Annotated in this window: 22 protein-coding genes; 14 read left to right on the top strand and 8 right to left on the bottom strand. The window is 72.4% G+C overall.

Going from position 1 to position 24,026, the window contains the following annotated elements; genetic code table 11:
• Positions 1-68: 68 nt before the first annotated feature.
• Positions 69-1,268, top strand: coding sequence for a glycoside hydrolase family 64 protein (locus tag RKD23_RS34975; RefSeq protein WP_424857360.1), 1,200 nt, complete (start codon positions 69-71; stop codon positions 1,266-1,268).
• On the opposite strand, the gene RKD23_RS34970 is transcribed toward RKD23_RS34975, so the two are convergent.
• Together RKD23_RS34970 and RKD23_RS34965 are read right to left on the bottom strand one after the other, a co-directional pair.
• Positions 1,241-2,512, bottom strand: coding sequence for an MFS transporter (locus RKD23_RS34970; RefSeq protein WP_424857359.1), 1,272 nt, complete (start codon positions 2,510-2,512; stop codon positions 1,241-1,243). The genes RKD23_RS34975 and RKD23_RS34970 overlap by 28 nt on opposite strands.
• 11 nt (positions 2,513-2,523) lie before the next feature.
• Complete coding sequence (locus tag RKD23_RS34965; protein ID WP_424857358.1) at positions 2,524-3,879, bottom strand: MBL fold metallo-hydrolase; 1,356 nt, start codon at positions 3,877-3,879, stop codon at positions 2,524-2,526.
• Between the two features lie 61 nt (positions 3,880-3,940).
• Here RKD23_RS34965 and RKD23_RS34960 point away from each other — a divergent pair, with 61 nt between their 5' ends.
• The 4 genes from RKD23_RS34960 (at position 3,941) to RKD23_RS34945 (ending at position 8,931) form a co-directional block, all read left to right on the top strand.
• Positions 3,941-4,642, top strand: a complete 702-nt coding sequence (locus tag RKD23_RS34960) for an ArsR/SmtB family transcription factor (RefSeq protein ID WP_424857357.1) — start codon at positions 3,941-3,943, stop codon at positions 4,640-4,642.
• 301 nt (positions 4,643-4,943) lie between these two features.
• The gene (locus tag RKD23_RS34955; protein WP_424857356.1) at positions 4,944-6,239 is read left to right on the top strand and encodes an MFS transporter; all 1,296 of its coding nucleotides are present in this window, start codon (positions 4,944-4,946) and stop codon (positions 6,237-6,239) included.
• A gap of 98 nt (positions 6,240-6,337) precedes the next feature.
• Entirely contained in the window at positions 6,338-7,840 is a 1,503-nt protein-coding gene (locus tag RKD23_RS34950; protein ID WP_424857355.1) for a metallophosphoesterase family protein, read from the top strand.
• A 323-nt stretch (positions 7,841-8,163) separates the two neighbouring features.
• Positions 8,164-8,931 (top strand): GNAT family N-acetyltransferase, encoded by a 768-nt coding sequence (locus RKD23_RS34945; RefSeq protein ID WP_424857354.1) that lies wholly within the window; start codon positions 8,164-8,166, stop codon positions 8,929-8,931.
• Positions 8,932-9,037: 106 nt separating this feature from the next.
• Here RKD23_RS34945 and RKD23_RS34940 read toward each other — a convergent pair whose 3' ends face one another.
• Together RKD23_RS34940 and RKD23_RS34935 are read right to left on the bottom strand one after the other, a co-directional pair.
• On the bottom strand, positions 9,038-9,658 hold the full coding sequence (locus RKD23_RS34940; RefSeq protein WP_424857353.1) for a hypothetical protein: 621 nt from the start codon (positions 9,656-9,658) through the stop codon (positions 9,038-9,040).
• 80 nt (positions 9,659-9,738) lie between these two features.
• On the bottom strand, positions 9,739-11,307 hold the full coding sequence (locus tag RKD23_RS34935) for a glycoside hydrolase family 32 protein (protein WP_424857352.1): 1,569 nt from the start codon (positions 11,305-11,307) through the stop codon (positions 9,739-9,741).
• Positions 11,308-11,468: 161 nt separating this feature from the next.
• Between RKD23_RS34935 and RKD23_RS34930 the strand changes: the two genes are divergently transcribed.
• The 4 genes from RKD23_RS34930 to RKD23_RS34915 are packed head-to-tail and all read left to right on the top strand — an operon-like array spanning position 11,469 to position 16,069.
• Entirely contained in the window at positions 11,469-12,878 is a 1,410-nt protein-coding gene (locus tag RKD23_RS34930) for an extracellular solute-binding protein (protein ID WP_424857351.1), read from the top strand.
• Entirely contained in the window at positions 12,875-13,825 is a 951-nt protein-coding gene (locus RKD23_RS34925) for a carbohydrate ABC transporter permease (protein ID WP_424857350.1), read from the top strand. Before RKD23_RS34930 ends, RKD23_RS34925 begins: the two co-directional genes overlap by 4 nt.
• A 13-nt stretch (positions 13,826-13,838) precedes the next feature.
• The gene (locus RKD23_RS34920) at positions 13,839-14,693 is read left to right on the top strand and encodes a carbohydrate ABC transporter permease (protein ID WP_424857349.1); all 855 of its coding nucleotides are present in this window, start codon (positions 13,839-13,841) and stop codon (positions 14,691-14,693) included.
• Positions 14,693-16,069 (top strand): glycoside hydrolase family 32 protein, encoded by a 1,377-nt coding sequence (locus tag RKD23_RS34915; protein ID WP_424857348.1) that lies wholly within the window; start codon positions 14,693-14,695, stop codon positions 16,067-16,069. The genes RKD23_RS34920 and RKD23_RS34915 overlap by 1 nt, the downstream gene beginning before the upstream one ends.
• Before the next feature lie 44 nt (positions 16,070-16,113).
• On the opposite strand, the gene RKD23_RS34910 is transcribed toward RKD23_RS34915, so the two are convergent.
• The gene (locus RKD23_RS34910) at positions 16,114-17,178 is read right to left on the bottom strand and encodes a LacI family DNA-binding transcriptional regulator (protein ID WP_424857347.1); all 1,065 of its coding nucleotides are present in this window, start codon (positions 17,176-17,178) and stop codon (positions 16,114-16,116) included.
• A gap of 119 nt (positions 17,179-17,297) precedes the next feature.
• Between RKD23_RS34910 and RKD23_RS34905 the strand changes: the two genes are divergently transcribed.
• Positions 17,298-17,909, top strand: a complete 612-nt coding sequence (locus tag RKD23_RS34905; protein ID WP_424857346.1) for a DNA polymerase ligase N-terminal domain-containing protein — start codon at positions 17,298-17,300, stop codon at positions 17,907-17,909.
• A 3-nt stretch (positions 17,910-17,912) separates the two neighbouring features.
• On the opposite strand, the gene RKD23_RS34900 is transcribed toward RKD23_RS34905, so the two are convergent.
• Positions 17,913-18,947, bottom strand: coding sequence for an alpha/beta hydrolase family protein (locus tag RKD23_RS34900; protein WP_424857345.1), 1,035 nt, complete (start codon positions 18,945-18,947; stop codon positions 17,913-17,915).
• 110 nt (positions 18,948-19,057) lie between these two features.
• Here RKD23_RS34900 and RKD23_RS34895 point away from each other — a divergent pair, with 110 nt between their 5' ends.
• Positions 19,058-19,495 carry a cupin domain-containing protein gene (locus tag RKD23_RS34895; RefSeq protein ID WP_424857344.1) on the top strand — a complete coding sequence of 146 codons (438 nt, stop codon included), beginning with the start codon at positions 19,058-19,060 and terminating at the stop codon, positions 19,493-19,495.
• 6 nt (positions 19,496-19,501) lie between these two features.
• On the opposite strand, the gene RKD23_RS34890 is transcribed toward RKD23_RS34895, so the two are convergent.
• The gene (locus RKD23_RS34890; protein ID WP_404047671.1) at positions 19,502-19,960 is read right to left on the bottom strand and encodes a peroxiredoxin; all 459 of its coding nucleotides are present in this window, start codon (positions 19,958-19,960) and stop codon (positions 19,502-19,504) included.
• Between the two features lie 44 nt (positions 19,961-20,004).
• Positions 20,005-20,748, bottom strand: coding sequence for an AraC family transcriptional regulator (locus RKD23_RS34885; RefSeq protein ID WP_424857343.1), 744 nt, complete (start codon positions 20,746-20,748; stop codon positions 20,005-20,007).
• Positions 20,749-20,853: 105 nt separating this feature from the next.
• Between RKD23_RS34885 and RKD23_RS34880 the strand changes: the two genes are divergently transcribed.
• The 3 genes from RKD23_RS34880 to RKD23_RS34870 all read left to right on the top strand — a co-directional run bounded on the left by RKD23_RS34880 (position 20,854) and on the right by RKD23_RS34870 (position 23,951).
• Positions 20,854-21,963 (top strand): MFS transporter, encoded by a 1,110-nt coding sequence (locus tag RKD23_RS34880; RefSeq protein WP_424857342.1) that lies wholly within the window; start codon positions 20,854-20,856, stop codon positions 21,961-21,963.
• A gap of 116 nt (positions 21,964-22,079) precedes the next feature.
• Positions 22,080-23,060 carry an ATP-dependent DNA ligase gene (locus tag RKD23_RS34875; RefSeq protein WP_424857341.1) on the top strand — a complete coding sequence of 327 codons (981 nt, stop codon included), beginning with the start codon at positions 22,080-22,082 and terminating at the stop codon, positions 23,058-23,060.
• A 114-nt stretch (positions 23,061-23,174) separates the two neighbouring features.
• A complete protein-coding gene (locus RKD23_RS34870) occupies positions 23,175-23,951 on the top strand; it encodes an NPP1 family protein (protein ID WP_404047683.1) in 777 nt (258 codons plus the stop codon).
• Positions 23,952-24,026: the final 75 nt, after the last annotated feature.

Below are 24,026 nucleotides of genomic sequence, written 5' to 3'. Positions count from 1 at the left end.
CTGAGAGCGCTCTCACAGTGGTCCGGACCAACTTCCCCCCACCCGATCACGACGCACGGAGACGCAGCATGTTCGCAAGCCTCCGACGCCGCCTGCCCGTTCTGGGCGCGGCGGCGGCACTGCTCGGCACCCTCCTCACGGTCGGCGGACCGTCGACGGCGGACGCGGCGGTGCCCGACACGATCCCGCTGAAGCTCACCAACAACTCCGGACGGGGAGACGCCGTCCATGTGTACGTCCTGGGCACCTCTCTGACGACGGGTCAGCAGGGCTGGGCCGACGCGAGCGGCGCCTTCCACCCCTGGCCGGCCGGCGGCAACCCGCCGACACCCGCACCCGACGCGGCCATCCCGGGACCGGCCGCCGGACAGTCCAGGACGATCAGAATCCCCAAGCTGTCGGGGCGGATCTACTTCTCCTACGGCCAGAAGCTGGTGTTCAAGCTGACCACCGGCGGTTTGGTGCAGCCGGCCGTGCAGAACCCGACCGACCCGAACCGCAACATCCTCTTCAACTGGTCGGAGTACACGCTCAACGACTCGGGCCTGTGGCTCAACAGCACACAGGTGGACATGTTCTCCGCGCCGTACGCGGTCGGCGTGCAGCGGGCCGACGGCAGCGTGGCGAGCACCGGCCGCCTCAAGTCCGGCGGTTACACAGGGACGTTCGCCGCACTGCGCGCCCAACCGGGCGGCTGGGGCGGCCTGGTGCAGACCCGGTCCGACGGCACAGTGCTGCGGGCCCTGTCCCCCGCGTACGGCCTGGAGACGGGGGCGCTGCCCGGATCCGTCCTGGACGACTACATCAACCGGGTCTGGCAGAAGTACGCCACGACGACCCTCACGGTCACGCCGTTCGCCGACCAGCCGGGGACGAAGTACTACGGCCGGGTCTCGGGCGGCGTCATGAACTTCACCAACTCCTCCGGAGCCGTGGTCACCAGCTTCGCCAAGCCCGACGCGGCGAGCGTCTTCGGCTGCCACCGGCTGCTCGACGCGCCCAACGACGCCGTACGCGGCCCGATCTCCCGCACCCTGTGCGCGGGCTTCAACCGCTCGACGCTGCTCACCAACGCCAACCAGCCGGACACCTCCGCGACCGGCTTCTACCGGGACGGCGTGACGAACCACTACGCGCGGATCATCCACGAGCGGATGGCGGACGCAAAGGCGTACGCGTTCGCCTTCGACGACGTCGGCCACCACGAGTCGCTGGTCCACGACGGCAACCCGCTCCAGGCCTACCTCACCCTCGACCCGCTGTCCTGATCCGGGGCGCCCCGCCGGTCTCGGTGATCCAGCACGCGGCCAGCAGGCCCGAGCCCGCGGTGAGGACCGCCGCGGCGAGCACGGTCGCGTCGAGACCGGCGATGTCGGCGAGGACGCCCGCCACCAGGGCGCCGACCGCGTAGCCGAGGTCGCGCCAGAACCGGTACGTGCCGAGCGCGCCCCGCCCGCCAGGCCGGGTGGGCGTGGTCGGAGACCGAGGCGATCAGCGCCGGGTAGACCATCGCGGTGCCGAGACCGAGGGCGACGGCCGAGAGGACGCCGGCGAGCAGCGGCCGGTCCAGCAGGGCCAGGGCGAGGACGAATCCGACGGCCTGCACCAGCATGCCGTACACGATGAGCGGCTTGCGGCCGATCCGGTCGGCGAGGTGGCCGGTGGGAATCTGGCCGATGCCCCACAGGATCGGGTAGAGCCCTTTGACGAGACCGACCGCGGCGAGGCCCAGGCCGTGGTCGGTGAACAGCAGCGGGAAGACTCCCCATGCCAGGCCGTCGTTGAGGTTGTTGACCAGTCCGGCCTGGCTCGCGCCCCGCAGGGACCGCTCGCGCCAGGACGTACGGGCGAACGTGGCGGCCGGCGTGGAGTGCTCTCCCTCGGGCAACTCACGTGAGTGCTGGGCGAGTTCGAGGGCGACATGGGCGGCCGTGTCGCGCACGACGAGCGACAGCGCGAGCCCTGCGGCGACGAAGACCGCGCCGATGAGTTCGGGCACCGGACGCAGGCCGTGCGTGGTGGCGAGATACCCGGTGAGCAGGGCGGTGGCACCGACGGCGGTGTACCCGGCGGCCTCGTTCAGGCCGGTGGCCAGGCCCCGGCGGGCGGGACCCACCAGATCGATCTTCATGTTGACGGTCATGGACCAGGTCAGCCCCTGGTTGACGCCGAGCAGCACGTTCGCGGCGACGATCCAGCCCCAGGACGGCGCCCAGGCGAGTGCGAACGGCACCGGGAGGCCGAACAGCCAGCCCGAGAGCAGGAGTTGCCTGCGCCGGTAGCGGGCCGTGAGGGCGCCTGCGGCGAGGTTCGTCAGCGCCTTGGTGAGGCCGAAGGCGATGATGAACGAGAACACGGCGAGATCGCTGGTCAGCCCGAACACGTCCGTGCCGATGAGCGGGACGGTGGTCCGCTCCAGCCCGACCAGGGCGCCGACACAGCAGTTGACGACGACGAGCAGCGTGAACTGCGCCAGGTTCTCCCGCAGTCCGAGCCGCACGGACCCGGTCACGGCCGCCGTCCTCACCCGGCGGCGCCCTCGGCGAGCCGCTCGCCGTGCGCGGCCGCGTAGGCGCGGGGGCCGCCCGCGAGGACGGCCAGATCGGTATGACCCGCACGCTCCAGGATGCTCGCCGCGGTCATGGCCCGCTCGCCGTGCCCGCAGGCGACGACCGCCCCGGAGGGCACGTCGTCGGCGTGCGCGGCCAGGTCGCCCAGCTCGAGGTGGAGCGCGCCCGGCACATGCCCGGCGGTGTACTCGGCCTCCTGCCGTACGTCGACGTACGGGGCGTGGGGAGCCTGTTCGGGCGTGACGTACGCGAGCGTGGCCCGGTCCTGGCCGGCGGTGGTCCAGGCGGCCATGCCTCCCGCGAGGCGTCCGGCGAGCCGCTCGTAGCCGATCTTGTACGCCTGCCGGACGATGTCGTCCGGGTCCTGGTCGTCGCCCACGACGAAGGCGAGGGGCGTGCCCTCCGGCACGAGCCAGCCCAGCCAGGTGGCGAACTGGGCGCGCAGCGCGATCGAGAGGGAGCCGGGGATGTGCCCGGCGGCGTAGTCGGCGGCGGGGCGGACGTCGACGACGAGACCGCCCCGGGCGAGCAGGGCGCGGACCTGCCCGACGTCGAGGTCGGGCAGTACGGGCGCCGAGGTGAGAACCGCGGGGCCGCGCCGGTTGGTCTCGGCGAGGCGGTCGAAGTAGGCGGGATAGCTGCCGAGGCCGCCGGTCAGCCGGCGGACGAAGGTGTCCTCGTCGGCCACGGCGAGCAGCGGGTTGGCCCGCTTCTCGGCACCGACGGTGGTGGTGCGCTCGGCGCCGGGCGGGGCCGAGCAGAAGGAGCCCGCGCCATGGGTCGGCCACACCGGCGTCTCGTCCGGCAGCAGGGACAGCCGCCGCAGGGAGCGGAACTGGGCGCGGGCCAGCTCCTCGGTGCGCTCGGCACCGAGAAGGTCGGTACGGGCGGCGGAGCGCACGATCAGGGAGCCGCCGGTGAAGACGCCCAGCTCGCGGGCGCCGTCCAGCAGCAGGAAGGACAGATGCTCGTCGGTGTGGCCGGGGGTGGCCAGGGCCCGCAGGGTGAGGCCGCCGAGGTCCACCTCGTCGCCGTCGCCCAGCCCCTGGTGCGCGAACGTCCGGCGCCCTGCCGCGGAGGCCAGCACGGTGGCGCCGTGGTCGTGCGCGAGCTGGACGGCGCCGGAGAGGAAGTCGGCGTGCAGATGGGTGTCGGCCGCGTAGGCGACCCGCAGCCCGCGCCGCTCCGCCTCGGCGTGCAGGGCCCGCAGGTCGCGGGGCGCGTCCACGGCGAGGGCGCGACCGTCACCGAGGTCGACGAGGTAGGCGCTGTTGCCCAGGCCTTCGTCGACCAGAGGGATCACACTCACGGGAGCCTCCAGGGTGTGCGGCTCTTCGTCTACACTATTCCATGGATTTATGGAGGATGCGATGACAGGCAGGACAGCGACCGGGACAGCGACAGCAACCGCGAGCGGCTCCAAGACGCGGCTCTACGACGCCTTCGCGGCCAGCGGAAAGGCACTGGCCAGTGGAAAGCGCCTTGAGCTGCTCGACCTGCTCGCCCAGGGCGAGCGGACCGTCGACGCCCTGGCCAAGGCGGCCGGGCTGAACCTGACGACCGCCTCGGCGCATCTGCAGATCCTCAAACAGGCCGGCTTCGTCGCGACCCGCCGCGAGGGCGTCCGCATCCACTACCGGCTCGCCGGCGAGGACGTCGCCCACCTCTTCGCCCTGCTCCGCAAGGTCGCCGAGCACCACCAGGCCGCCGTCCCCGCGGCCCGTGACGCCTACCTCGGCGACGAGGGGGCCCCCGAGCTCACCCGCGAGGAACTCCTCACGCGCGTCCCGACGGGCGACGTGGTCGTCCTGGACGTCCGTCCCGTGGAGGAGTACCTCGCCGGCCACATCCCCGGCGCCCTCTCCATCCCGGTCACCGAACTCGCCGACCGCATCGAGGAGTTGCCCGAGGACACCGAGATCGTCGTCTACTGCCGCGGGGAGTACTGCGTCCTCGCCCATGACGCCGTACGCCTGCTCACCGATCACGGCCGACGGGCGATCCGCCTCAGCGACGGGATGCTGGAGTGGCGACTGGCGGAACTGCCTGTGGATGCCGGGGGGTCGGGGTGAGCGGGGGCCGCGTGGGCCCGCCACCACCAGCCGGACGCGCCTGGAGGCACGGCTGATCTGCACGCACCCGACCGCGACGCGGCTCATCACCGTCTGACAGGTCCCCGGGCACCACCCACGCGACTCGTCAGCGTCTGACAGATCCCCAGGCACCGCCCACGCCACTCACCAGCATCCGACAGATCCCCAGGCACCGCCCACGCCACTCACCAGCATCCGACAGATCCCCCAGGCATCACCCCCACCGCCCTACAACACAGCGCCCCTCCCCCGACCCCGCCCTCACCAGGAGAACCACCCCGTGACGAGCACCGCCCCCGACGCAGACTCCGCCATATCCCCGCACCCCGCTGCCCAGCGCCGCATCCTGACCGTGCTGGTCGCCTCGCAGATCCTCAGCGGTGCCGGGCTGGCCGCGGGCATCACCGTGGGGGCGTTGCTCGCGCAGGACATGCTGGGTTCGGCCGACCTCGCGGGGCTGCCCAGTGCCCTGTTCACGGCGGGGTCCGCGCTCGCCGCCGTAGGGGTGGGCCGGCTGTCGCATGCGCGGGGCCGTCGCCCGGGGCTGGCCGCCGGGTATCTCGTCGGGGCGGTCGGCAGTGCGGGGGTCATCGCCGCCGCGGTCGCGGACAGTGCCGTGCTGCTGTTCGTCGCCCTGTTCGTCTACGGCGCCGGTACGGCCACCAACCTCCAGGCGCGCTACGCCGGAGCGGACCTCGCCAGCCCGGCGCACCGGGCCCGCGCGGTCTCGACCGTGCTGGTCGCCACGACCCTGGGCGGCGTCGTAGGGCCGAACCTGGCGGCGCCGACCGGGGAGTTCGCGGAGACGCTCGGCATTCCCGCCCTGGCGGGGCCGTTCCTCCTGGCCGGTGCCAGCTACGCGCTGGCCGCTGTCGTGCTGGCCGTCTGGCTGCGACCCGATCCCCTGCTGCTCGCCCGCAGCCTCGACGCCGCGGAGCGGGCGGCGGCCGACGCGGCGAAGGCCTCCGACAGCGACACGGCGGCCAACTCGACCAGCCTCGTAAGCGCCCCGACCGCGACCCCCTCTCCCGGTCTCATGCCCGGCGCCCTCACCATGATCCTCACCCAGCTGGTGATGGTGGCGATCATGACGATGACCCCGGTCCATATGCACGACCACGGACACGGCACCGCCGCCTCCGGCTTCGTCATCGCCCTCCATGTCGGCGCGATGTACCTGCCGTCGCCGCTGACGGGCTGGCTGGTCGACCGCCACGGCAGGAAGAAGATCGCGGCCGCCTCGGGCATCACCCTGCTGGCCGCCGGCATCCTCGCCGCGGCCGCGCCCGACGACTCCGTGGCCCTCCTCGCGCTCGCGCTGGTGCTCCTCGGGCTGGGCTGGAACTTCGGCCTGGTCTCCGGCACGGCGATGATCACCGACGCCCTGCCGCTGGCCACGCGTGCCAAGACGCAGGGCATGGTGGACGTCTCCATCGCGATCGCCGGTGCCACCGGGGGCCTCACCTCCGGTGTCCTCTTCTCCGCCGCCGGCTACCCGGTCCTCGCCCTCACCGGCGGCGTCCTCGCCCTGGCGATCCTCCCCCTCATCGCCGTGACCGCGAGCGGCCGGCGGTGAAGGAATCCGCCCGAAGCGGCACGAGTGCTCAAGCACGGGCGAGCAACTGGAGCCCACCCGGCTCCCGTTGACCTGATCACCGTTGTTACGGTGCACGCGTGTCCGAATCCTCACGCGATACCGCCACAGGCGCCGGCTGGGGCCCCGCCGAACAGGGCGAGTACAAGCGGCTGATGCCGCCCAGGCCGAAGAAGCTCTTCTGGCTGGACCCCCGCACCATGTGGGGCGCCCGCAACGGCGTGCTCGCCTCCCTGTTCGGCGACCCCACGGGCCGCACCCGCGCCCGCTGGACGGCCCAGCGCACGGCGGCGGGGGCCCCGGCGGACCGGGTGATCCGGCGCGACGACCCGGACAGCTTCTCGTTCCTGGTGATCGGCGACACGGGCGAGGGCCACGAGCCGCAGTACGCCGTCGTACCAGGGCTGCTGCAGGTGGGTCAGGACACGCGGTTCGCGGTGCTCGCCAGTGACGTCATCTATCCGGTCGGCGCCACGGACGACTACGACACCAAGTTCTTCCGCCCGTACCAGGACTACCGGGCGCCGGTGTACGCGATACCGGGCAACCACGACTGGTACGAGGACCTCACCGGCTTCATGCGTGTCTTCTGCGACGACGCCCCGCCCCTCCCCGCCGAGCCCGCGCCCCGCCCCCTCAGCCGGGCCTGGCTGCGCACCCTGCTGTGGCACCGCCCCAGCCCGGCCGACGAGCAACGCCTCGCCGCCGCACGGAAGTTGCGCCCGGACACCGTCCAACAGGCCGTCCAGCCGGGCCCGTACTGGGCGATCGACGCCGGGCCGATACGGATCGTCGGCATCGACACCGGGCTGCTGGGCACACTCGACGCCGAACAGGGCGCGTGGCTGCGGGAGGTGTCCCGCGACCCGCGCCCCAAGATCCTGATCACCGGACGGCCGCTGTACGTGGACGGCGAGCACCACCCCTGCCCGATCGAGGGCGGAGGGACGGTCGACGACATCGTCCGCGACCCGGCCCACCGCTATGTCGCGGCGATAGGCGGCGACATCCACAACTACCAGCGCTATCCGGTGAACGTGGACGGCCGCACGATCCAGTACGTCGTCTCGGGCGGCGGCGGGGCCTTCATGCACGCCACGCACACCATCCCGCGGGTCTCGGTGGGCGGCGTCACCGAGCGGGAGTTCCGCTGCTACCCGCTGCGCGGCGACTCGCTCGCCTTCTACAGCACGCTCTACGGCCGCCGCCTGCGGCTGCCCCGCTTCTTCACGCTCACCGAGGCCGAGGCCACCGCGGTCGTCGCCGAGCGTCTGGAGATCACCCCGGGCCGGGCCCCGCACCCGGCGGCCCGTGTCACCCGCCGCGCCCGGCTGGTCGCGTCCCTCCTGGGCACGGGCCGCCGCCCGGACAAGGGCACCCGCTTCCGCCTCCCGGTGCGCAAGGCGTACACGGACCTTCTCTCCCCGGGTTCGGCGACGTACAGCCCGCCCTTCTTCAAGAGCTTCCTGCGCCTGGACGTCTCCCCGGACGAGATCCGCGTGCGCTGCTACGCCGCGACGGGCAACCGCGCCCAGGAGGCGGACCCGCCGGTGGAGGACGAGGTGACGATCCCGCTGGCGTGAGCGGGCTCGGCCGGCAAGGTCGGCGCGCGGCTGGGATCGCGGAAAAATCACTTGTCCGCACTGGTCGGCCGTGGAACAGTGTGCCGCGTTCTGCGACCTTGCAGGCATCTTCACGGTGAGGAACGAAGCCAATGTTCTCGGCGTCCCCCAGTGGCCGCCGTCGGCGCTGAGCGCGCGCTCCACAGCAACAGCCTCAGCCCGCCACGCTGTTCCCTACGGCGGCCCCACGACGCGGTGCCTGGCGCACCGCCACTCTCCCGTGCCCCGAACTCCCCGAGTTCGCCGGCGGTTCCCCCTGAGACTTCGTGAGGTCGACACCCACCATGGACATCCAGGTCCAGCGCTTTGCCGTCACCAACCTCCGCCGCCGCCCCGTGGTCATCGAGACCGGCGGTTTCGTGGCGGGCCTCAGCCCCGACACCGACAACCCGTACCTCAATTACGCCACTCCGCTGCCCGGCGCCGAGCCGACCGGGAAGGACGTCGCGGCATTGATCGGGATCTTCCGGGAGCGTGGCCTGCTGCCCCGGCTGGAGTTCGCCCCGCAGGCCGCGCCGGCCGTGGCACCGGCCCTGCGGGCGGCGGGCTTCGGCATCGAGGCGGTGCACGAATACCTCCTCTGCACTCCCCGCACGCTGACGGCCCCTCAGCCCGACGACGCCCTGCGAGTGGAGACCCCGACCACCGACGAGGAGTACGCCGCGCTCGATGCCGCAATCTCCGAGGCGTTCGGCGACGTCTTCCCCGCTTCCGCCGAAGGTGCGGCCCGCCTGCGCCGCACCCAACAGCACGGCGGAGCCGTGCGCTTCGTCCGTGACCCCCAGGGCGGCTGCGCCGGCGGCGCGTCGTGCTCCCCGCCTGCCGAAGACACCGCAGAACTGTCCGGAGTCGGCACCCGCCCCACCCACCGTGGCCGCGGCATCGCCACCGCGGTCACCGCCGCACTCACCGAAGCGATGTTCACCCGCGGAGCCGGTTCGGTCTGGCTGGAGTACTCCGGAGAAGGCTCCCGCCGCGTCTACGAACGCGCCGGCTACCGCCCCCAAGGCACCCGCCTCTACGTCTCCTTGCCCCGGACCCAGCAACCCTGACGCCACCGACCCGCTCGGGGACGGCCACCTGCCGCCCCCGAGCGGCCGACCTCAGGTGACCCGGCCTCACATCTGGGGATGCCCTCCATACCGCCGACCAAGCCGATCACTCACCACCCCGGTACAAGAGCACCGGGTCGGCCCACCCGCCCATGCGGCGTGCGAATCCGAAGCGCCGAGGCAGCCACCGGCGCCGCCTGGCGCGTGCGGGAGCCACGGACGACCATGGTGGGCCGGACAGGTCTTCCACACCCCACCAGGTCTTGACGGCTTTCGCCCCGTGCAGCTTCAGGAGCGGCCAGCGGGGAAGATGCAGGCCGACGAAGAACATGGACACGTCGTCCCCGCACTTGGTGGTGTAGAAGTAGCGCTCGACGTCCGTGTAGCTGGCTCCCAACCCGCAGTCCAGCCCCATGGTTCCGCCGAGCCAGGTGAGCGCGAGCTTTCCACCGGCCGGAATCGACGGAACCAGCACCGGATTGAACCAGACCTCGCCGTTGAGCCCTCGCGTGAGGCCGGTCCTCTCGGTCTGGGCGACAACCACGTTGCTGGCGGGGCCTGTCCCCACGTTGACCAGCCACCACTTCGGCTGGCCGGTGCCGCCCTGCCCGCTCTCCCACATGAACTGCAGCACGGGCATGTGGGAACGCCGATCGGACGCATAGGAGACGGCCAGCGAGCCCAGCGACACGAGCACCGCGAGAACCGAGATCAGAACGGTCAGCATCACTCCTCCTTCAGCGACAGGCGCGCGTCCCCCATACCCTCACCGTATGACCGGAAGCCCAGAGAGGGGCGGACGGTCGATCACACCATGAACTCGCGAATCACCACATCCCGGAACACCGCCTTCCCCTCGATCGTGAACAGCGCGAGCCCCGTGTCGATGAGGTACGGAAACACCTCCGACGTATGCACATACCGCCCGTCGTCCACGAACATCTCCACCGACGTACGGTCGACCAGAATCCGCAGCCGCACCCGCCGCGCCCCCGCGTCGAACGGGCTGTGGCTCTCCTGCCAGCGGCCGGACGCGTCCGGGTTGACCGTGCCCCGGCGGTTGAGGAAGGCGAAGTCGCGGTAGACGCCGGCGTCGATGTGACGGGTGCCGTCGGGCGAGCGGCGCAGCTGGAGGCCGGCGCCGAGGAGTTGGTCCCAGGTGATCTCGCAGCTGACCTCGTAGGCCCGGCCGCGGTAGCCCAGGAGGCGTTGGCCGTCGACCTCGATGTCGCCGAGGTTCAGTGTGCGTGAGACATGGGCGTCCAGGCCGGCGACCGGCCTGGACGCCAGGTAGTAGCCGCCGGTCCCCGCCCGCTTCAGCGTGACCTCGCGGACGATCGAGTCCGTCCCGTTGAACCCGTCCGTGTCGATGGTCGGCGTGATGTTGGCGTAGTCCCAGTTGTTGAGCCAGCCGATGGCATGGCGCGCCCGGGGGTCGAGCGCCCCGGCCGCGGTCCGCTTCTCGAAGGTGACCGCGCCGTACCAGTCCCAGCCGTGGTCCAGCCACTGCGGATCGGGCGCGTCGGCGGTGAAGTTCGAGCCGTCGAAGGTGCCCGTCCAGTAGGCGTAGGTGTTGGGGAGCCCGGCCCCCTTGCCGTTGGCGCTCGCGCCCAGCACCCACTTCGCGACGCCGTCCTCCGCCGTGATGCGGAACAGGTCGGGGCACTCCAGCACCCCCAGTCCGTCCTTGACGAAACCACCGGCGTACGTCCAGGCGCGCAGGTTCGCCGAGTGGTAGAAGCCGATCTTGTTGTTCTCCGCCAGGGCCATCACCCAGCGGCCGCGCTCCTCGTCGCGGATGACCTTCGGGTCGCGGAAGTCGCGCACGCCCGGGTTGGGCAGCACCGGCGACGTGCCGGAGTTCACGAACGTACGGCCGCCGTCGGTGGAGTAGTACAGGTACTGCGCCTGCGAGTTCGCCCCCTCGACCGGCTCCATGGTCACCAGGACCACCACCGCCCCCGCGCCGAACCCGGCCGTGCCGCGCTCGTCCACGACCGCCGAGCCCGACCACACATCGCCGTTCGGCGTGGTGTCCTTCGGCACCGCGATGCCCCGGTCCGTGAAGGCCACCAGGTCCTTGCTGGTCACCAGCCGCCAGGCCGTGCCGGCCAGGGTGCCGCCGGTGAAGTAGTCCGGGTTGTACAGGTAGTAGTACGCGTACTCGCCGTTGATCCAGATCGGCCGCTGGGGATCGTTCTTCCACTGGTCCGGAACCGTGAAGTGGTACTCCGCCCGGTAGCTCGCGCAGCCCTCGGCGGACTCCTTCGATCTTCCGGCGGCAGGCTCCGCCGCAGCGGACCCGGCCGGCAGCAGCGCCACCGCACCCCCCGCCACAGAACTCGCAAAGAGCGCTCTTCTCGACATTCCCGGCATCACACATCGTTCCCTTCGTCGGGACGGCGGCTCATGTGAGACCAGGACTGTAGACCTAACCCGTTAAAGGTCAAGTGGTTCACGACTCTTGACAGGGCTGTAACCCGCTTCACATCATCGTCGGCATCAGATCTCGACTAACACGAGTTAGGCCCCGCTCGATGACCGACTCGCAACCCACCCGCCGCACCCTGCTGCGGTACGGCGCCTACGGCGCGGGAGCCGCCGCGCTGGCGGGCACCGCCGCCAACTGGGACCGGCTGACCGCGGCCGACATCCCCGGCCGGGACGACGGCGCCCTCGTCGTCGCCACCCTCGGCTCCGCCTTCGACCAGACCGCGGTCGGCTACCTGAGCGAGGGTTTCCGCGAACTCCACCCGGACATCCAGCTCCGGGTCAACGCCGTGCAGGCCGTCGACTGGTCGGACTTCTTCGCGAAGATCCTCACGCAGATCGCCGCGGGCACCGCCCCCGACCTCGTCTACGTCGCCACGGAAGGCGTCCAGCTCTTCGCGCAGCGCCTCGGTGTCGCCCTCGACCACTGGGTCAGGCGGGACGCCGACGAGCTGCGCGAGTACTTCGCCGACGTCCACCCCTCGCTGGTGGAGTCGATGATGTACGAGGGCAGCCTCTACCAGCTGCCCGTGGAGTTCAACGCGGCCGACATCTACCTCAACAAGCAGGTCCTCCGCCGGGCGGACGCCGACTTCCCCCCGCCGGACTGGACCCGCGACGACTTCACCGCGCTGCTGCGCCGGATGAAGCGGTCCAGCGACTCCCACTTCACCCCCTACTTCTGGACCAACCGGCTGTGGGGCGGCGTCATGCCCTGGCTGTTCGCCAACGACACCAACCTGCTCGCCGAGTCCAAGGCGCCCGGCGGCGACTGGCTGTGGAACACCTTCTACCCCGCCGAGCAGCGTCAGGGCCGGGGCGGCGGCTTCCGCTGGACCACCCCGCAGGCCACCGACGACCGCGTCGAGGAGGCGTACGAATACCTCGCCTCGCTCGTCAGTGACGGCCTGTGCTCGCGCCCCGAGGGCGGCAACGGCAACAACCTGGTCGGCGTCTTCTCCACCGGCCGCGTCGGCGTCACCCCGGCCGGCGGTTTCTGGGCGGGCGGCCTGCACCTGGCGGGCATGCGGCCGGACGGCTACGACGTGCAGTACTTCCCGCGCTGGCGCACCCAGCGCATGCAGTACGGCGCCGCCGGTTACGCCCTGCTGCGCACGTCGAAGAAGCAGGACGAGGCGTGGGAGTTCATCAAGTACGCCGCCCGCACCGACACCCTGACCCGGCTGTTCCGCACCAACCAGACCACCCCCGCCCGGCGCTCGATGCTGAACAGCGCCCGCTACGCCGAGACCGGCCCGAGCCGCTGGCAGGTCTTCTACGACACCCTCGACAGGTTTCCCGACACCGGGCCGATCCCCGCGCCGCCGCAGGTCGCCGAGGTGGAGCAGGTGCTGCTGAAGCACACCGGCAGCGCGCTCGCCTCACCGCGCTCGGTGCGCCCGGCGCTGCGCCGGCTCCAGGGCGACCTGGAGAAGGCCATGGAGCGTGACGCATGACGAACACCGCCCAGATCCCCGCGGCGCCCGTGAAGGCCGCCCCGGCTCCCGTCATGGTCAGGCCCTCGGCGCGGGAGCGCGGCACCAAGCTGCTCGCCGCCCTGTTCCTGGCCCCGACCGTCCTCGGCATCGTCGTCTTCACGGTCGTACCGATCGTCGGCTCGGTCGTCCTGAGCCTGTTCCACTGGAATGTCATCGACCCGCCGCGGTTCGCCGGTGCCGACAACTACCGGGAGGTCTTCGGCGACGAGACCGTGCTGATCTCCTTCGGCAACACCCTGCTCTTCATGGTCCTCGCCGTAGCCCTCCAGCTGCTGATCGCGCTGGTGCTGGCGCTGGCGGTGAACGGGCGGATGCCGGTGTGGCTGCGCTCGGTGTTCCGCTCGGCGTTCTTCTTCCCGCTGGTGCTGTCGGCTGCGTCGATCTCGGTGGTGATGAAGTACCTGTTCAACCAGGACTTCGGCGTCGTGAACTGGCTGATCGGACTGGTCGGCATCGACCCGGTGCCGTGGCTGACCTCGGAGAGCGGCGCGATGGCCGCGGTGATCCTGGTGTACGTCTGGCAGCAGTTCGGCTTCTCGTTCCTGCTGTTCGTGGGCGGCCTGAACAACATCCCCAAGGAGGTCCACGAGGCCTCCGCCCTCGACGGCGCGACCGGCCTGCGCAAGCACCTGTCCATCACCCTGCCGCTGCTCTCCCCGACGCTGCTGGTGGCGTCGGTGGTCGGCATCATCAACGCGCTCCAGGTCTTCGAGCAGCCGTACGTCCTCACCAACGGCGGTCCGGGCGACGCCACGCGCACGGTCGTGATGGTGATCTACGAGAACGCCTTCGAACAGCTGCGGTTCGGTCAGGCCTCCGCGGTCGGCGTGCTGCTGTTCGTGCTGATCATGGCGGTCACCGCCCTCCAGTTCCGGCTCAGCCGGCGTTTCGTCCACTACCAGTGAGCCGGGAAGTCCCATGAGCCAAGCGACCCTCTCCCTCAGCCGTGTGCGCCACTCCTTCGCGCCCTGGGCGCGGATCGCCACGCTGGCCGTCTGCGCGCTGCTGACCCTCGGCCCGGTCATCTGGACGGTCTCCACCTCGCTGCGCACCCCGGCCGAGTCCTTCGACCTGCCGCCGAGGATCATCCCGGCCTCGCCGACGGCGGAGGCGTACCGCGGGGTGTTCGACCAGATCGACGTCTGGCTGCTGGCGCTGAACTCGACGCTGGTGACCGCGCTGATCGCGGCCGGCCAGATGATCACCGCCGGGCTCGCCGGGTACGCCTTCGCACGCCTGGAATTCCGGTTCAAGAAGCCGCTGTTCGGCCTGGTCCTCGCGACGATGATGGTGCCGTTGCAGGTGACGATCGTGCCGGTGTTCCTGGTGCTGAAGTCGATGAGCCTGACCGACACCCTGCTCGGCCTGATCATCCCGGCCTTCCCCACCGCGTTCGGCACGTTCCTGATGCGCCAGTACTTCCTCGGCATGCCCAAGGACCTCGGCGAGGCGGCGATGCTGGACGGGGCCGGGCCCTGGCGGATCTTCCGCTCGGTGTACGCGCCGCTGGCCACGCCCGGACTCGCGATCGTCGGCGTGCTGGCCTTCAACTACCACTGGAACGAGTTCTTCCGCCCGTTGATCCTGGAGACCTCCAGCCAGAACTACACCCTTCCGCTGGGTCTGGTCTCCCTCCAGGGCAACCTCGGCACCGGCTCCATCTCCGTGGTGCTCGCCGGTGTCGTCCTCTCGATGATCCCCGCCGTCGCCGTGTTCGTCGTCGGCCAGCGCCCTCTCCGCGAGGGCATCACCTCCGCAGGAGTCAACCGTTGATGCACGACCCCGACGCGCCGCGTTTCCGGGTCCGTCCGCCCGCAGGGTGGATGAACGACCCCAACGGGCCCTTCCGTTGGCGCGGCCGCCACCACCTGTTCTACCAGCACAACCCCGACGCCCCGGTCCACGCGAACGTCCACTGGGGCCACGCCTCCAGCACCGACCTCGCCCACTGGGAGCACCACCCCATCGCCCTCGCCCCGACCCCGGACAGCCCGGACGAGGCCGGCTGCTGGTCGGGCTGCGTGGTGGACGACGACGGCGTGCCGACCGCCGTCTACACCGGCATCGACCGCACCCACGCCGGCCTCGGCGCCATCTGCCTGGCCCGCGCGGCCGACCCGGACGACGAGACGCTCACCGAGTGGCACACGCTGCCGGAGCCGGTGGTGTCCGGCCCGCCGGCCGGCCTCGACGTGGTCATGTTCCGCGACCCGTTCGTCTTCCGCTTCGAGGGCCGCCGCTGGGCGCTCGTCGGCGCGGGCCACGCCGACGGCACGCCCTCGGTGCTGCTGTACGACTGTCAGGACCTGGCCGACTGGCGGTTCGCGGGCGTTCTCCTCGACGGCAACGACCCGCGCGCGCTGGACGCGTTCGGCGACAAGGCGGTCGGCTGGGAGTGCCCGCAGCTCGCGGCGACACCGGGCGGGGAGTGGGTGCTCGTGGTGTCCCTGTGGGACGGGGACCCGCACTCCACGGGCTACCTGACGGGCAGTCTGATCCCTTCCGCAGAGGGCGGGTTGCGTTTCGAGGCGCGTGCGGGCGGCCGCCTCGACCAGGGCCGGGACTTCTACGCCCCGGCCGTGCTCCAGGAGGAGGACCGGGCCCTGCTGTGGGGCTGGTCGTGGGAGTCGCGCGAGGAGGCCGAGGTGCTGGACGCGGGCTGGGCGGGCGTCCTGACCGCGCCGCGGGTCGTCGACGTCCGGGCCGACGGCACCCTGAGCGTCGTACCGGCGCCGGAGCTCCAACTGCTGCGCGCGGCCGAGCCGTTCGTGACCGCGCCCGGCCCGGCGGGGCTGCCGGACGCCTACGACCTGACGGTGACGGCCGGTTCACCGACGACGGTGGCTCTGCTGCGGGCCGCCTCCGGTGCGGAGGTCACCCTGCGGCTGGACCCGGCCGGCGGCACGCTCACGCTGGACCGGTCCGCGTGGCCGCGCGTGGGCCGGGAGGGGTCGGCTCCGGTGGTCGCGCGGATACCGGCCGGCGAGGAGATGACCGTACGGGTCCTGGTGGACGGCTCGCTCTACGAGGTGTTCGCGGGCGACCACGCGATGCTCACCGAGCGGGTGTACCGGCGGCCGGGCGACGTCCCGGAGCTGTCCGTGACGGGCGCCGGGGCGAGGGTCACGGGCTGGGAGCTGGTGCCGTAGAGGTGAGGCGGAGGAGGGGCCGTCCCGGGGTTCGGGGCGGCCCTTCAGCGTGTCGGGGCCGGGCCCACGGAGGCGCGGGGGACCACCGGGCAGGCCAGGCGGCGCACGGTGGCGGGCGGGGTGCGGCCGGTGGCGATGGCGTCCAGCAGCAGGCGCGCCGCCGCCTCGCCCATCGCCCGGTGGGGCAGGGCGACCGTGGTCAGCGCGGGGGTGAGGAACGCGGCCATGTGCTCCTGGTCGTCGTAGCCGACGACCGACAGGTCGCCCGGTACGTCGATGCCGAGCCGGGCCGCGGCGTGCAGGACGCCCGCGGCGACCCGGTCGTTGTAGCAGAAGACGCCGGTGGGGCGGTCCTGCGGCGCGACGCCGTCGAACAGCCGCAGCCCGCCCTCGTGGCCGCCGGAGATCTCGCCGCCGGTGCGTATCACCCACTCCTTGGGCACGGTGATGCCCTCCGCGCGCAGGGCGTCCCGGAATCCGCGCAGCCGCTCCACCGACGCGATGTCGTCCAGCCCGCCGACCAGCGCGACCCTGCGGTGCCCCTGCTCCAGCAGCAGCCGGGCCGCGGTACGGCCGCCCGCGCGTTCGGCGGGGACGACGGCGGGCAGCGAGTCGTCCTCGGGCAGGCAGTTGGCGAGCACGGAGTGGGTGCGGTGCAGTCCCTCGGGGACCCGCACGCTGCGCAGGGACATCGCCGCGTAGATGATGCCGTCCACACGCCGGTCCAGGAGTTCGGCGACGGCCGCGTCCTCCTTGGCCGGGTCGCCGCCGGAGTCGACGGTGAGGACGAGATGCTCGTCGGCCCAGGCGGTCTCCATGGCGCCGCGCAGCAGCCGCCCGGCGAACGGCGACGACGCGATCTCGTCGGTGACCAGGCCGATCACGGCCGTACGACGGCGGCGCAGGCCGCGGGCGACGGGGTCGGGGCGGTAGCCGAGCTGGGCGGCGGCCTGGCGGATGCGTTCCTGGGTGGCGGGCGAGAGGTTGCCCTCGGCGCGGCCGTTGAACACGAAGGAGACCGCCGTGTGGGACACCCCGGCGAGCCGGGCGACGTCCCGTGACGTGGGGCGTGCCTGTCCCGTGGTCTGCTTCTCCTCGGCGCTTGCCATGCCGTCCGCCGTCCTCGTCCCCGCCCGTCCGGTTGATCGTCCTCACCCTATCCGTGACGCTGGTCGAGGGGTACGGCACAGGTCGCCCGGGTACCCGGCGCGCGGAAGGAGGCTTTCCGGTGGCTGACGAGGACCGGCTGCGGGAGTACCGCGGCAAGCGCGACTTCTCCCGGACCGCGGAGCCCGAGGGGCGGGGCGCGGCGGAGGGCGACGAGCCGCACTTCGTCGTGCAGATCCATGACGCGAGCACGATGCACTTCGACTTCCGGCTCCAGGTCGACGACGTGCTGAAGTCCTGGTCGGTGCCGAAGGGCCCGTCCGCCGACCCGCACGACAAGCGGCTGGCGATGCCGACGGAGGACCACCCGCTGGACTACGAGGAGTTCGAGGGCGTCATCCCGGCTGGCGAGTACGGCGGCGGCACGGTGATCGTCTGGGACCACGGTTCGTACGAGCCGCTCAGCCACGACCGGCGCGGCCGGCCCGTCGACTTCGCCGAGTCCCTGGAGCGCGGGCACGCCACCTTCCGCCTCAAGGGCGCCAAACTGCACGGCGAGTACGCGCTGACCCGGTTCCGCGGCGGCGACGACGGCGAGCGCGAGGCGTGGCTGCTGGTGAAGGCGGCCAAGGGCCCGAAGGGCCAGGGCGCACCCGACCCGCGCCGGGCACGCTCGGCGCGGACGGGGCGGACGCTGGGACAGGTCCAGGCGGAGGAGACCCGGGGAGCCTGACGCTCAGCGCAGATGCCGGGCGAAGAACGCCAGCGTGACGTCCATCGAGTCGTCCCACCGCGGCCCGAACGTGTGCCCCTCGCCGGGCCAGGTCCACAACTCCACGTCCTTGCCCGCCGCCTCGAACGCGGCCGCCGTCTCCTTCGACCAGCGCGGCGGGCATACGACGTCGGCGGTGCCGTGATGGATCAGCAGAGGCTCGGTGACCCGGTCGACGTACGTCACCGGCGAGGCCGCCCGCCAGAACGCCGGGTTCTCCTCGGGACTGCCGTGCTTCGCCTCGGTCTCGGCGACCAGCGGGTCGCCCGCGCCGCGCCCGAAGCGCTCGAGGTTCTCCTCCGGGCGTGAGCTGACCGGCGCGAACACCACCGCCGCGTCGACGAGTCCGGGCGCCACGACGAGCACGTTGTAGACGACCCCGCCGCCCATGGACCGGCCCAGCAGGCCGATCCGGTCGCCGTCGACCTCCGGGCGGCCGGAGCCGCGCAGCGCCAGCACGGCGCCGATGACGTCCTCGGTGTAACGGATCCGCAGATCGACGTCGTTGTCGGGGTCGCGGTCGGAGCCGGCGTGGTTGCGGTAGTCGGTGTGCAGGACGACGTACCCCTCGCGGGCCAGCCGGTCCTGCTCGCGGGCCAGGCCTCGGCCGCTGGTGTAGACGGCCGGGTCGATGTAGCCGTGTGCCAGCACCAGGGCGGGGAACGGGCCCTTGCCGTGCGGGACGTTCATGATCCCGGAGATCGTCAGGCCGTTCGCGCGGTAGGTGACGGCGTAGCGCGTGTAGGCGTCGGTGCGGGTCAGGACCGTACGGGTGCGCAGGTCGGTTCCCCGGTGGTCGCGGGCGACGAGACCCGGGATGGAGACGGGGTCGACCGGGGAGGCGGTGGGCGAGGGGCTCGGGGGCCCTGTGCGGGTCGGGCTGAGGGTGGGTGTGGGAGTGGAGGTGGGCTCGGCGGCGCCGTCGCTGCCGGTGCAGCCCGCGAGGGCCGCCAGCACCAGGCAGACGGTCACCGTGGCCTTGCTCCGCAGCAGCCGCATGAGGCCAGTATCCCGGATGTGCGCGATCCGGCCCGAAGACGCCCGCCGTACGCCTATGTTCGGGCTGCGTCCCTTGCTCGGCGTGTCCCCGACAGGTCAGGAGGCCCCGTATGCCCCGTCGCCGCACCGCGCTCCGCCTCGCCACCGCCGCACTGCTCACCGCGGCCACCGTCCTCACCGGAGGAGCCGCCGAGGCGACCCCGCCGGGCCCCGGCGTGACCGGGCGGGTCATCGCGCAGACCACCGTCGGGAACACCGACTACATCCTGCGCGAGGTGACCGTACCGCCGGGCCGGGCGACCGGCTGGCACTTCCACGACGGGCCCCTGTACGGGTACGTCAAGGAGGGCACCCTCAGCCACTTCGACTCCACCTGCGCCTCGGACGGCGTCTACCGGCAGGGCACGACCATCCAGGAGCCGGCCGACTACGTCCACATCGGCCGGAACCTGGGGGACACGACGCTCGTCCTGGAGGTGCTGTACGTCCTCCCGCACGGGTCGCCCTTCGCCCGGGACGCGGCCAACCCGGGCTGTCCCTTCGAGTAGACCCCGTCAACCGCGCAGGACGGCGAGGGCGCGGTCGGCGTGGGTGTTCATGCGCAGTTCGCTGCGGACGACCTCGAGGACCTTGCCGTCACGCCCTATGACGAAGGTGACGCGCTTGGTGGGGGCGAGGGTGAACCCGCGCCTGACGCCGAAGCGGTCGCGGATCGACCCGTCGGTGTCGGACAGCAGCGGCATGCCGAGGGTGTGCCGCCCGGCGAACTCCGCCTGCCGCTCCACGCTGTCGCCGCTGATCCCCACCGGCGTCGCACCGACAGCGGCGAACTCGGCGGCCAGGTCCCGGAAGTGGCAGGCCTCCGCGGTGCATCCCGGGGTGAGGGCGGCCGGGTAGAAGAACAGCACCACCGGGCCGTCCACCAGCAGCTCCGACAGCTTGCGCACCGCGCCCGTCTCGTCCGGCAGTGCGAAGTCCTCGACGATGTCGCCGACTTGGGGATGCGCGCCCATGCTTCCTCCTCCGGTGGCCTGCCGCGCAACATTACTCGACGGTATTACCAGCGGTCACGGGCCCCCGGTGTATGTCCGAACGCCCGCCGGAAGACGTCGATGAAGGCGCTCGCGGAGGACCATCCGCAGCGGTGCGCCACCGCGGTCACCGGGGTGTCCTCGGCGAGCATGCGCAGAGCGTGGTAGAGGCGCGACTGCGTGCGCCATTGCGGGAAGGTCATGCCGAGTTCGCGGCGGAAGAGCCGGCTGAGGGTGCGCTCGGAGGCTCCGGTCGCGGCACCGAGTTCGGCGAGGGTGCGCCGGTCCGCCGGGTCGGCGTGGACCAGGTCGCACACGTCGGCCAGCCGCGCGTCCCTCGGCGTGGGCAGCCGCAGCGGGTCCTGCGGCGAGGCGCGCAGCCGGTCGCGCAGGACGGCGAGCAGCCGGCGGCGCTCGGGGGTGTCGTCGGGGGGTTCGCGGGTGTACGCCACGATGAGCTCGCGCAGCAGCGGGCCGACGGCGAGGACGGTGGGGGCCTCCAGGCCGAGCGGGTTGTCCTCGGCGGGCAGGCCCACGAGGTGCAGGTCGAGACGCCCGTGGGCGCGGTGGGCGTGCACGGTGCCCGCCGGGATCCACAGGGCGCGCGTGCCCGGCGCGAACCAGGTCCCGGCATCGGTGGTCACGGCCAGCACGCCGGAGCCCGCGTAGACGATCTGGTGCTCGTCGTGCCGATGGGCGTCGATGCGCTCCCCGGCGGCCAGCCGCTGGGCGCGGGTGGGCGCCTCGGGGGTGTGGCGGATGTTCGGCACAGTCAGGCAGATTATCGGAAGCGCGCCATGCGGCGGGGCCGGGACGATCGCGGTGTGCTGCAGAAATCTCCCTCCCCTTCCCCCTCCCGTCGTCCCGTGGTGCTGATGTCGACGGGGCACGCGTGCGTCGACGTCTACCAGGGCGCGGTCGCCGCCCTGGTGCCGTACTTCGTCGCCGAGCGCGCCTACTCCTACGCGGCCGCCTCCGGTGTCGTCCTGGCCGCATCCCTGCTGTCGTCCGTCGTGCAGCCGCTGTTCGGGGTGCTCACCGACCGGTGGGCCCTGCCGTGGCTGCTGCCGCTGAGCGCGCTGGCGGCGGGGGCCGGGGCGGGGCTGAGCGGGGTCGGCGGCGGTTATGCGGCGACCCTCGCGGCTGTCGCCCTGTCGGGGATCGGCGTCGCCGCCTACCACCCCGAGGCCGCCCGGGTGGCGCGGCAGGCCGCGCGGGGCGGCCAGGCGGGCATGGGCTGGTTCGCCCTGGGCGGCAACCTCGGCTTCGCCCTCGCCCCGCTGCTGGTGTCGGCCGTCGTGGCGACCGGCGGCCTGCGCGCCTCTCCCCTGCTGGTGGTGCCCGCCCTGGTGGGCGCGGTGCTGTGCGCGACGGCGGTACGCGCGCTGCGCCTCCCGGCGCCGGCCGCGCGGGACGCGCAGGGGTCCGGCCGCGACGACTGGCCGTCGTTCCTGCGGCTGTCCGGGGCGGTGGTGTGCCGCTCGATCGTGTTCGTCGGCCTGAGCGCCTTCGTCTCGCTGTACGTGCGCGAGCGCACCGGAGGCGGCGAACTCGCCGGAACGGCCGCGCTGTTCGTGCTCTACGCGGGCGGGGCCGTCGGCACGGTGGCCGGCGCGCGCCTCGCCGACCGGTACGGCAGGGTGTCCGTGCTGCGCAGGTCGTACGCCCTGACGACCGTCGCCGTGGCCGGACTGCTCCTCGTCCCGGGACCGGCGGTGTACGCCTGCGTCGCCCTGGTCTCGGCCGGCCTGTACGTGCCCTTCGCCCTGCACGTCACCCTCGGCCAGGACTGCCTGCCCCGACGCGTCGGCACCGCGAGCGGCGTGACCCTGGGCCTGACGGTCAGCATCGGCGGCCTCGCCGCCCCCGCCCTGGGCGCACTCGCCGACACGACCTCGCTGCGCACCGCCCTGCTCCCCCTCGTGGCCCTGCCGGCGGTGGCGTGGCTGCTGGTGCGCCGACTGGGCGAGCCTGGGGGCGCGTGAGGGGGCAGGCCACGCCCCATCGGGCACCGCGCCCCGGCCCCGACAGCAACGCCCGTTCAGGGGAAACCCACCTCCCGGGCGTATGCCCACCCCGCACGGCGTCGACATCTCAAGCCGTGACCCTGCCGCTGATCGCCCCCATGCTCGCCACGCCCGGCACGCTGCCGTCCGCCGCGCAGGACATGCGCTGGGCGTACGAGACGAAGCAGGACGGACAGCGGGCGGTGATCTACCTCCCCGGGGACGGGAGCCTGGTCCTGCGTGCCCGTTCGGGTGAGGAGATCACCGCCGCCTACCCGGAGCTGCGGCCGCTGGGCACCGCGCTGGGCGGCACGGCCGCGGTGCTGGACGGCGAGGTGCTGGCGCTGGACGAACGCGGCCGGTCGGACTTCCAGATGCTGCAGGCACGGATGGGCCTCGCCCACGCCCCGGCCCGCGCGGCACGCAAGGCCGCCGCGGCCCCGGTGCACCTCGCCCTGTTCGACGTGATGCACCTCGAGGACCGCTCCCTGCTGCGCCTGCCCTACCGGCGCCGCCGCGCCCTGCTGGAGGAGCTCGCGCTCCAGGGCCCTTACTGGTCGACCCCGAGGGCACTGGTCGGTCACGGCGAGGAGGCGCTGCGGGCGACCCGCGAGCACGGCCTGGAGGGCCTGGTGTGCAAGCGGCTGGACTCGCTGTACGAGCCGGGCGTGCGCTCCCGGAACTGGATCAAGATCCGCAACATGACCGGCGTGGACGTGATCATCGGCGGCTGGCTGCCCGGCAAGGGACGGCTCACCGGTCTGCCGGGCGCCGTACTGGTCGGCCAGCGCGCGGCGGGCCGGCTGCGCTATGTCGGCGGGGTCGGCACGGGCTGGAGCGAGGCCGAGCGCGAGCAGCTGGCCGGGCTGCTGCGCGCCGACGCCACCGACGTGTGCCCCTTCGACCCCGTCCCGCGGACACCGGGCGCCCACTGGGTGCGGCCCCGCCTGGTCGGCGAGGTCCGCTACAGCACCCGCACCCGCTCGGGCATGCTGCGCCAGCCGTCGTGGCTGCGGCTGCGGCCCGATCTCACGCCGGAGGAGTCCTCGGCCGACGTGCCCGACGATCTCGTCTGACATGACGTGTTGGACTGTCTTTCACCACCGTGACGCCTGCGACCCCTTGGCGCGCCCGGGAATCGGCGGCATTCTGAACTGCCCTTCCCCCCACGGCCGTTGAAGGAGGACGTAGTGTCGTCATCGAGGTTCACCCGGCACCGCGGAAGATGGCTCGCCGGACTGGCCGGGGCCGCCGCCCTCGTCATCGCCTTCCCCGGCACCGCGCTGGCCGCGCCGCCGCAGGCGCTGCCCGCGAACGCCGACGGACTGGAGCAGACGTTCCAGCCCGCCTACGACTACGACACCGACGGCTGCTACTCCACCCCGGCCATCGGCCCCGACGGCACCGTCAACAGCGGCCTGAACCCGACCGGCGCCCTCAACGGCCAGTGCCGCGACTCCTGGGACCTGGACAACACCAACGGCTACGCCCGCTACAAGTGCAACAACGGCTGGTGCGGCATCCTGTACGCCCTGTACTTCGAGAAGGACCAGGCCCTCGCCGGCACCAGCATCGGCGGGCACCGCCACGACTGGGAGCATGTGGCGGTGTGGGTGCAGGACAACCAGGTGAAGTACGTCTCGACGTCCAACCACGGCTCGTTCACGGTGCACGCGGCCTCGCAGATCCGCTTCGACGGCACCCACGCGAAGATCGTCTACCACAAGGACGGCATCAGCACCCACTGCTTCCGGGCGGCCAACTCCAATGACGAGCCGCCGGAGAACCACGAGCACACCTGGCAGTACCCGCCGCTGGTCGGCTGGAACGGCTACCCGGCCGGCATCCGCGACAAGCTCGTCTCCTACGACTTCGGCAGCGCCCACTTCGGCCTGAAGGACGGCAGTTTCGCCTCCCATCTGGCCTCGGCGAAGCCGTCGGGCATTCCGTTCGACCCGTACGCCTGAGCCGTACGGCCTAGGGCTCGGGTCCGCGTCCTTCTCGGTCGCGGGCCCGAGGCCGCCGCGGACCGGCGCCGCCTA

It is taken from the genome of Streptomyces sp. SAI-170 (assembly GCF_049739565.1).
In the GTDB taxonomy this organism is placed as follows: domain Bacteria; phylum Actinomycetota; class Actinomycetes; order Streptomycetales; family Streptomycetaceae; genus Streptomyces.
The sequence above is the reverse complement of the archived record's forward strand: the minus strand, read 5'-3'. Positions and strand labels throughout refer to the sequence as shown.